We start from the raw sequence: 7,077 nt of genomic DNA, 5'->3' as shown, positions 1-7,077 counted from the left end.
GATGCGGTCGCGGATGCGCCAGCCGTACGCGCCTCGGCGGCAGCCTGCCGGGCCTGGGCAGATGCCACCGCCCGCTCGGCGCGCACGATGGCGCCATGCTCCTGGAGCGGCTCGTTCATGGCCGCCTGGAGCGCGCTGACGCCGAAGAATGTCAGCGCCGCGGTCCCACCGATGACGGCGGGCAACTGCCAGAGCAGTCTCTTCATTCCTGCAGCCTTGGGGGACGTCGTGGTCGGGGCGGCGATCCGAGTTGCGAGGCGCACCCTACACGGTGTGAGATCAGTCCTGCACGTCAGGTTCCCATGCCCGTGCGACGAGACGAGGTTTGCAGCATGGACAGAGCCGGGCTCCAGCGAGAGGCCACCGAGGCCTTCGCGGCACTCGACCCACCTAAGCAGTTGACCCTTGATTCGCTCACCGCACTCGTCGAGGAGCACCGGGGACGGAAGATCCTCATCCGGTCCGTCCCGCACTTGGGCGCAGACCGGCTCTCGGGGCTGTGGCTCAGCCTGCCGAACGTCGAGCTCGTCCTGCACGCCGAGACGGGGTCGAAGCTGCACCGCGAGCAGATCATCCTGCACGAGCTCGCCCACATGGTGCTCCGGCATGACCTTCTCGACGGGCAGGATGGCCACGTCGCCTCGCTCCTGCCCGACCTGGACCCGCGCACCGTGGCGCGGGTGCTGAGCCGCTGCGATCGTCAGTCCGAGCCCGAAGTGGCCGCCGAGTCGCTGGCCGACGTCTTCGCCGCCGCCCTCGCGCGAGGGCGGCGCGCCGAGCGCACCGAGCCGCTCAACTTCCGCGGAGTCTTTGGATGACGCCACTGGCGGTGGCGATCGCCGCGCTCTGGATGCTGGTCGCGTCGCGTGTCGGGTCGTGCACCCGCCGTCTCGCCGACTTCGTGTTCTGGGCGGCCCTCGCCGGTGCGCTGGCCGCCACGCTCATGGCACCGCCCGTCGCCGAAGTCGTCTTTGGCAGCCTCGGCACAGCGCTGCCCGCGATCGGGTCGCTGGTCATGCTCGCGCTGTGGTTCGTGCGGGCGGCGGTCCTCCGTGCGGTCGTGCCCCCGGAGCAGCTGACGGTTGTCATGTGGCGCAGCGTGCTCCAGACGGCCGCGGCCATCACGGCCTACTGCGTCTCGTTCGTCTGTGCCCTGCTGGTCGGTGCGGTGCAGCTGGACAGCGCGGCTGCCGAGTCGACCTCGCGCGAGGACATCGGGATGCTGGTCCTCACGGCGACCTTGTCCCTATACGTGATCGTGGCGGCCTCGCAGATCGCCCGGACCTGCCTGCGCTACGTGCCGCAGATGAGCTCCGGACTGTTCCGCGCCGGGTTCGTCGTGGTGGCCCTCGGCTGCGCCCTCGGCATCCTCGGCATGACCGCCACCCTGCTGCACGAGGCAATCGGACTGACGGCGCTCGGACTCGACGCCCGGCCGGCCCTCGAGGCCGCGATGCCCTGGCTGACCGGTGGTGCCGCCGTTCTCCTCGCGGTCGGCCTCGTGCTCCCGTCCCTCTCCCGGCGGACCGACGCCTGGCAGGTACCCCAGCGCTATTACCTCTGGAGACTCCACCCCGTCTGGCACCGGACCGCCCAGTCAGACCTCTTCTTCGGTGCGGTGGTCACCCCGCGCCGGGCCGTGTTCAGCAAGGATCCGCAGGCTCGGCTCCATCGAGCCCTGGTGGAGATCCTCGACAGCCAGCTCGCCGCGGGCGGGTCGCTGTTGACATCGTCGGAGACGAAACTCGTCAGGAAGTCGGAGGAAGCGTTCTATGCCTGACCATCCCGCCCACGAGCCGCAGGAGATCTTGGCAGAGCGCCTCAACACCCTCCTCGACGTCGTGGAAGCAGAGAGCGGCCAGCGGTACACGTTCCCGGACATCAAGGCGGCCATGGAGCAACGTGGCGTGCACATCTCCCGGCAGCGCTGGCACTACATGCGCGCCGGGACCGGCCCGATGACAACGGACTTCCCGCTCCTCGAAGCCCTCGGCGACTTCTTCGGCGTCCCCGCGGACTTCCTGACAGACGCGGATCCCGAGATCCCGGATCGAGTCGCCGCGCAGCTGGAGCTGCTCCGCTCGCTCAAGGAGGCCGAGGTGAAGAACTTCGCGGCCCGCTCGCTCACGAGCGACCTGTCCCCCGAGACCCTCCTCGCGATCCGCGACATCATCGACCAGACGCTCGAGCAGCAGGCCGGCGAGCGCGGCTGAGCCCGGGCCCGCAAGCGGCTCCGCGGCGCGCGGGGCACAATCGGCGGGTGGGCCCCACGGAGCAGTGCCGGTCTGGGCTGGAATGGGTTGGCGCGGACTACGAGGCGATCGTTCGCGCCGCGAGCCCCGTCGAGCTCGATGCCCCCTCTGCGGGTACGAAGTGGACGAATCGCGAGCTGCTCTTCCACATGTGGTTCGGCCAGCATGTCGCCCGGATCCTGGTTCCCCTGATGGGCGGGTTCTCCCACGTCAGCCCGGCCGCATCCCGCCACCTCGCGGGAGCGCTCACCGCGGCAACCGGGCCCTACGAGTGGGTCAACTACGCCGGCAGCGTATGGGGCGTACGCCTGGCGGGGCTGGATCGCGCGAGGCGGTGGATGGCGAAGGACACCAAGTGGCTGGTCCTCTGGCTGGACCGCGCGACGGAGGGCGAACTACGCAAGGGGATGAGTGTCCCGCCCTCCTGGGATCCCTACTTCGTGTCGTGGATGAGTCGCGAGGATCTGCTGCGCTGGGCGCCCCAGCACTACGGCCACCATCGGCGCCAACTCAGCCTGGGCGGCATACCGCGGGGGCCCATCGCGGGCGCTCCCGCTGTCAGGTGAGGGCCTGAACGGCCTGCAGCGCCTGTCGCCCACGATCCGTTGCGCGGTAGTAGACCCAGGTGCCTCGACGCTCCGAGTCGATCAGTCCGGCCTCCCGCAGCTTGCGCAGGTGGTGCGACACGGTGGGCTGGGCGACGCCGACGTCGGGCAGGTCGCACACGCACGTCTCGTCCTGCTCGAGAGCGATCTGCGCGAAGAGCCGCAGCCGGACCGGGTCGGACAGGGCCTTGAGGACGCCCGCGGTCTGCTCCGCGTCGGGCGCCGAGAGGACCGCCGGCCGGCAGCCATCGGCGCAGGCCGGACTGAGGTCCTCGACCGGGATCAACTTCACCCCTTCATATTGACAAACATCGAAGCAGTGCGCCACTCTCGCTGTATCGACAACTATCGATTCAGGGATGGGAGTGGTCCGCATGACCGAGGAGACCGAGATCCGGGAGCTGGTCCGCCAGCGCTACGCCGAGTCGGCCCGACGGCTCGCCGTCTCCGGCGCAGGCGCCGGATCGTGCTGCGGCGCCGGCGGGTCCTGCGGCAGCCCCAGCGGCTTGGAGGGGAACGTCACCGTCGATGGGAGCGTTGTCTTCGGCGCCGGTCTCTACAGCGACGCGGAGGCAGCCGGAGCCGGTGCGGCGGTGGAGGCGTCGCTCGGATGCGGGGTGCCGACCGCCGTGGCAGAGCTGCACGAGGGTGAGACCGTTCTCGACCTCGGCTCCGGAGCGGGTGGTGACGTGCTGATCTCCGCGCGCAGGGTCGGCCCGACGGGGCGCGCAATCGGACTCGACATGACGACCGAGATGCTCGACCTCGCGCGGAAGAACGCCGAGGACGCCGGTGTCGGCAACGTCGAGTTCCTGCACGGCTACCTCGAGGAGATCCCCCTACCCGACGGCTCTGTCGACGTGGTCATCTCCAACTGCGTCATCAACCTCGCAGCCGACAAGAACGTCGTGCTCGCCGAGGCAGCCCGGGTGACGCGGCCAGGGGGCCGGCTCGCGGTCTCGGACGTCATCGCCGACGCGGACATGGACGAGGAGACTCGGGCCGACCTCGCGGCCTACACCGGCTGCATCGCGGGGGCCCTCACCGAGGGCGACTACCGGGCAGCGCTGGCGCGGGCCGGATGGACCGACGTGGAGGTCCGTCCGACCCACCGCGTACACGAGCACGCGCAGGCAGCCATCGTCCGCGCCGTCCGCGCATGACGGCGACTCGGGCCGAGCTCGACCACGACACCCGCATTGCGGGAAGGCTGTCCAGGCTCGACCGGTTCCTGCCGGTCTGGATCCTCTCCGCCATGGCGGTCGGGCTCGGGCTGGGCCGGCTCATACCCGGTCTGGATCAGGCCCTGGGCTCGGTTGAGGTCCAAGGAGTTTCGCTGCCGATCGCACTCGGCCTGCTCGTCATGATCTACCCGGTTCTCGCCAAGGTCCGCTACGACCGGCTCGACACCGTCGTGGCAGACCGCCGCATGCTCGCCTCGAGCCTGCTGCTCAATTGGCTCATCGGACCGGCGCTGATGTTCACGCTCGCCTGGCTGTTCCTCCCGGACCTGCCCCACTATCGGACCGGTCTGATCATCGTCGGCCTCGCCCGCTGCATCGCGATGGTCATCATCTGGAACGACCTCGCCTGCGGCGACCGTGAAGCGGCCGCGGTTCTCGTGGCGCTCAACTCGCTGTTCCAGGTGGTCACCTTCGCCGCTCTCGGGTGGTTCTACCTGTCGGTGCTGCCCGGCTGGCTAGGGCTCGACCAGTCCGGTCTCGACGTGTCGCCGTGGCACGTCGCCGCCTCAGTCGTCGTCTTCCTCGGCGTTCCCCTCGCCGCTGGGTATCTCTCGCGGCGGGTGGGCGAAAAACGTTGGGGGCGAGCGGTATACGAACGCTCCTTCCTCCCGAAGATCGGGCCGTGGGCCCTCTACGGGCTTCTCTTCACCATCGTCATCCTCTTCGCCCTGCAGGGCCGCCAGATCATCGGCCAACCCCTCGATGTGGCACGGATCGCCCTGCCGTTGCTGACCTACTTCGCCCTCATGTGGGGAGGTGGCTTCCTGCTGGGCAGGGCGATGCGCCTGACGTACGAGCGGACCACAACCCTCGCGTTCACGGCGGCCGGCAACAACTTCGAGATCGCGATCGCTGTGGCAATAGCGACCTTCGGAGTGACGTCCGGGGAGGCTCTCGCCGGCGTCGTCGGCCCGCTCATCGAGGTGCCCGCCCTCGTCGCGCTCGTCTATGTCTCGCTCTGGCTTCGCCACCGCTATCCGCAGCACCTCCCCACGTCGACGGAGGCACGGTGACGAGCAACGAGCGCCCATCGGTCCTCTTCGTCTGCGTGCACAACGCCGGCCGCTCGCAGATGGCCGCCGCGTACGCCCACCACCTTTCCCGCGGCAGGGTGGAGGTCCGCTCCGCTGGGTCGGCACCGGCGAACTCCGTCAACCCAGCAGTGCGCGACGCGATGCTCGAGGAGGGCATCGACATCTCCGCCGAACAGCCCAAGCTGCTCACCGCCGACGCCGTCGAGGCCTCCGATGTCGTGATCACCATGGGCTGCGGCGACAGCTGCCCCTACTTCCCGGGCAAGCGCTACCTGGACTGGACTCTGGACGACCCGGCCGGCCAGGGCATCGAGGCAGTCAGACCCATCCGGGACGAGATCAAGCGCCGGGTGTCCGAGCTTCTCGACGAGCTGCGGTGATGTGGGACCTTCAGTCCCCGAAGACGGACCAGCAGATTGCGTTGCGCCGGGCCTGGTCCTCGAGGACGAGCGCCCTGACCTCCTCGGGAAGGTGGCCGCGCTGCCAGTCGCGCTCCAGGCGTGTGGCATCGGGATTGCCCGGGTCTGCGGCCTGGGCCGCCTTGATCGCGTATGCAGCGGCGCCCAGGTCGTGCTCGGGCACGTGGCCCACGCAGGCAGCTTGGCCGGCGGCGTAGGCAGCGAACCTCGGCGCCCCGCTCAGCGGCCGGGCCGCCCCCATCGCGTGTCCGCCTTGCGCTCGAGCATCCATCATCTTCAGCTCGCCACGGGCCCAGGCGCGCGCGGCCGCGATTGCCTCCCGAGGCCGAGCATCCGTTGGCTGTTCGGCCCCGAACAGGTGCAGGACCTGCTCCGCACAGCTGGCAGCCCACAGTGCCAGCAACCGGTGGTCCGTGTCGGTGAGCGTCCCGCCGCGCCGGATGGTCACCAGACGCGGGTCTCGGACCTCCGGGAGGATCATGTCAACAGCCTGCCAGCCCTCGAGGCGCCCCGAGCAATGGCGGCGCTCGCCGCGTGCTCGACCTGTATTGCGTCGCGCGCGGACGCGGGCGAGTGAGCAGCTCCCCGGCAGTCCACTCGGGAGTCGGGAAGCTGCTCACTCAGGCGGTCCGCCCCACCGGGTCAGGCGTTGCCGGCCGTGCTGCGCTTCCGTCGGAGCATGCTCGCCAGGGAGGCTCCCAGCAACATGAACAGCACGGCCGAGAACGCCGTGCTACCCAGGTCCGCGCTACCCGGACCGGCCGTGGCCGGGCCGGGCCCGCTCGCGCTCGAGAGGGAGATCTTCTCGGCGCAGGAGTTCGCCGCCGTCCCGTGCCGGCCCTCTGCAGCGTCGGCACCAGAGCCGATGGCTCGAGCCGGCGTGCCACCCGTCGGCGTGGCATCGGCCGATCCGGAAGTGGTCCGGGCGTCACCGAGTGCGGTGCCCGAGCCCCCCTCCGCGGAGACGACTGCACCGACGAGAGCGCCGGACTGCGTCCCAGACCCCAGGCCCCGCGTACCGGATGCCGTGGCGTCCGGGCTGCCGTCCTGCGAGCCGGCGTTGCCGGGCGCGCCGGCACCGCTGGTCCCGGCCGTGCTCCCAGCCGTGGACGAACCGCCCAGGACCGAGACGGCATTGCCCTCCGCCGAGACGGGAGCGTTCAGGGGCGTGATTGCCTGCATCCCTGATCCGAGGCCGCGCATGCCGGAGGTCGCCGCTGCCGGACTGGCGATATCCGAGCCCCTGTCGCCGGCCGCGCTCGTGCTCCCGTTCCCTGCCGGGGTCCCCGTCGTGGACGAGCGACCCAGGACGGAGATCGCGTTGCCCTCCGCCGAGACCGGAGCGTTCACGGGCGCGGCCACCTGCGTCCCGGACCCGACGCTGCGCGTCCCGGACGTCGCGGTGTCAGAGCCGCCGGTGCTGGAGCTGGTTTCGCTCGGTGCGGGGTTGCTCGAGGCCTTCGTCGTGGACGAGCGGCCCAACACCGACACGGCGTTGCCGTCCGCGGACACCGGCGCACTGG

Annotated in this window: 12 protein-coding genes; 8 read left to right on the top strand and 4 right to left on the bottom strand. The window is 70.3% G+C overall.

The annotated features are described in order from the left end of the window. Positions 1–206: hypothetical protein (locus ACTHJJ_RS02750; RefSeq protein WP_440301404.1), on the bottom strand; the 206-nt coding region annotated here is incomplete at its 3' end. 126 nt (positions 207–332) lie between these two features. Between ACTHJJ_RS02750 and ACTHJJ_RS02745 the strand changes: the two genes are divergently transcribed. Genes ACTHJJ_RS02745 through ACTHJJ_RS02730 form a run of 4 tightly spaced genes read left to right on the top strand, consistent with a single transcriptional unit; the run spans position 333 to position 2,818 of the window. Continuing rightward, the gene (locus ACTHJJ_RS02745; protein ID WP_440301403.1) at positions 333–818 is read left to right on the top strand and encodes a hypothetical protein; all 486 of its coding nucleotides are present in this window, start codon (positions 333–335) and stop codon (positions 816–818) included. Continuing rightward, positions 815–1,780: a hypothetical protein gene (locus tag ACTHJJ_RS02740; RefSeq protein WP_440301402.1), complete on the top strand. Its 966-nt coding sequence runs from the start codon at positions 815–817 to the stop codon at positions 1,778–1,780. Before ACTHJJ_RS02745 ends, ACTHJJ_RS02740 begins: the two co-directional genes overlap by 4 nt. Further along, the gene (locus ACTHJJ_RS02735; RefSeq protein WP_440301401.1) at positions 1,773–2,213 is read left to right on the top strand and encodes a hypothetical protein; all 441 of its coding nucleotides are present in this window, start codon (positions 1,773–1,775) and stop codon (positions 2,211–2,213) included. The genes ACTHJJ_RS02740 and ACTHJJ_RS02735 overlap by 8 nt, the downstream gene beginning before the upstream one ends. Positions 2,214–2,260: 47 nt before the next feature. Further along, positions 2,261–2,818 carry a DinB family protein gene (locus ACTHJJ_RS02730; protein ID WP_440301400.1) on the top strand — a complete coding sequence of 186 codons (558 nt, stop codon included), beginning with the start codon at positions 2,261–2,263 and terminating at the stop codon, positions 2,816–2,818. On the opposite strand, the gene ACTHJJ_RS02725 is transcribed toward ACTHJJ_RS02730, so the two are convergent. Further along, the gene (locus ACTHJJ_RS02725; RefSeq protein WP_440301399.1) at positions 2,811–3,149 is read right to left on the bottom strand and encodes an ArsR/SmtB family transcription factor; all 339 of its coding nucleotides are present in this window, start codon (positions 3,147–3,149) and stop codon (positions 2,811–2,813) included. The genes ACTHJJ_RS02730 and ACTHJJ_RS02725 overlap by 8 nt on opposite strands. 82 nt (positions 3,150–3,231) lie before the next feature. On the opposite strand from ACTHJJ_RS02725, the gene arsM reads away from it, so the two are divergent. The 3 genes from arsM to ACTHJJ_RS02710 are packed head-to-tail and all read left to right on the top strand — an operon-like array spanning position 3,232 to position 5,515. Next, entirely contained in the window at positions 3,232–4,020 is a 789-nt protein-coding gene (gene arsM / locus ACTHJJ_RS02720; protein ID WP_440301398.1) for an arsenite methyltransferase, read from the top strand. Then, positions 4,017–5,114: an ACR3 family arsenite efflux transporter gene (gene arsB, locus ACTHJJ_RS02715; RefSeq protein ID WP_440301397.1), complete on the top strand. Its 1,098-nt coding sequence runs from the start codon at positions 4,017–4,019 to the stop codon at positions 5,112–5,114. The genes arsM and arsB overlap by 4 nt, the downstream gene beginning before the upstream one ends. Then, entirely contained in the window at positions 5,111–5,515 is a 405-nt protein-coding gene (locus ACTHJJ_RS02710) for an arsenate reductase ArsC (protein WP_440301396.1), read from the top strand. The genes arsB and ACTHJJ_RS02710 overlap by 4 nt, the downstream gene beginning before the upstream one ends. A gap of 10 nt (positions 5,516–5,525) precedes the next feature. On the opposite strand, the gene ACTHJJ_RS02705 is transcribed toward ACTHJJ_RS02710, so the two are convergent. Together ACTHJJ_RS02705 and ACTHJJ_RS02700 are read right to left on the bottom strand one after the other, a co-directional pair. Continuing rightward, entirely contained in the window at positions 5,526–6,035 is a 510-nt protein-coding gene (locus ACTHJJ_RS02705; RefSeq protein WP_440301395.1) for a putative immunity protein, read from the bottom strand. A gap of 161 nt (positions 6,036–6,196) precedes the next feature. After that, on the bottom strand, positions 6,197–6,736 hold the full coding sequence (locus ACTHJJ_RS02700; protein WP_440301394.1) for a hypothetical protein: 540 nt from the start codon (positions 6,734–6,736) through the stop codon (positions 6,197–6,199). A gap of 109 nt (positions 6,737–6,845) precedes the next feature. Here ACTHJJ_RS02700 and ACTHJJ_RS02695 point away from each other — a divergent pair. After that, on the top strand, positions 6,846–7,077 hold a 232-nt coding region (locus tag ACTHJJ_RS02695), incomplete at its 3' end, for a hypothetical protein (protein ID WP_440301393.1).

Origin of the sequence: Intrasporangium sp., assembly GCF_051961875.1 — a bacterium.
GTDB lineage: Bacteria > Actinomycetota > Actinomycetes > Actinomycetales > Dermatophilaceae > Intrasporangium_A.
The sequence above is the reverse complement of the archived record's forward strand: the minus strand, read 5'-3'. Positions and strand labels throughout refer to the sequence as shown.

What these genes read in the sequence shown, in the direction of transcription:
- ACTHJJ_RS02745 (WP_440301403.1), top strand. Translation starts at nt 333, where the DNA reads ATGGACAGAGCCGGGCTCCAGCGAGAGGCCACCGAGGCCTTCGCGGCA.
- ACTHJJ_RS02735 (WP_440301401.1), top strand. Translation starts at nt 1,773, where the DNA reads ATGCCTGACCATCCCGCCCACGAGCCGCAGGAGATCTTGGCAGAGCGC.
- ACTHJJ_RS02705 (WP_440301395.1), bottom strand. Translation starts at nt 6,035, where the DNA reads ATGATCCTCCCGGAGGTCCGAGACCCGCGTCTGGTGACCATCCGGCGC.
- arsB (WP_440301397.1), top strand. Translation starts at nt 4,017, where the DNA reads ATGACGGCGACTCGGGCCGAGCTCGACCACGACACCCGCATTGCGGGA.
- ACTHJJ_RS02700 (WP_440301394.1), bottom strand. Translation starts at nt 6,736, where the DNA reads ATGCAGGCAATCACGCCCCTGAACGCTCCCGTCTCGGCGGAGGGCAAT.
- ACTHJJ_RS02740 (WP_440301402.1), top strand. Translation starts at nt 815, where the DNA reads ATGACGCCACTGGCGGTGGCGATCGCCGCGCTCTGGATGCTGGTCGCG.
- arsM (WP_440301398.1), top strand. Translation starts at nt 3,232, where the DNA reads ATGACCGAGGAGACCGAGATCCGGGAGCTGGTCCGCCAGCGCTACGCC.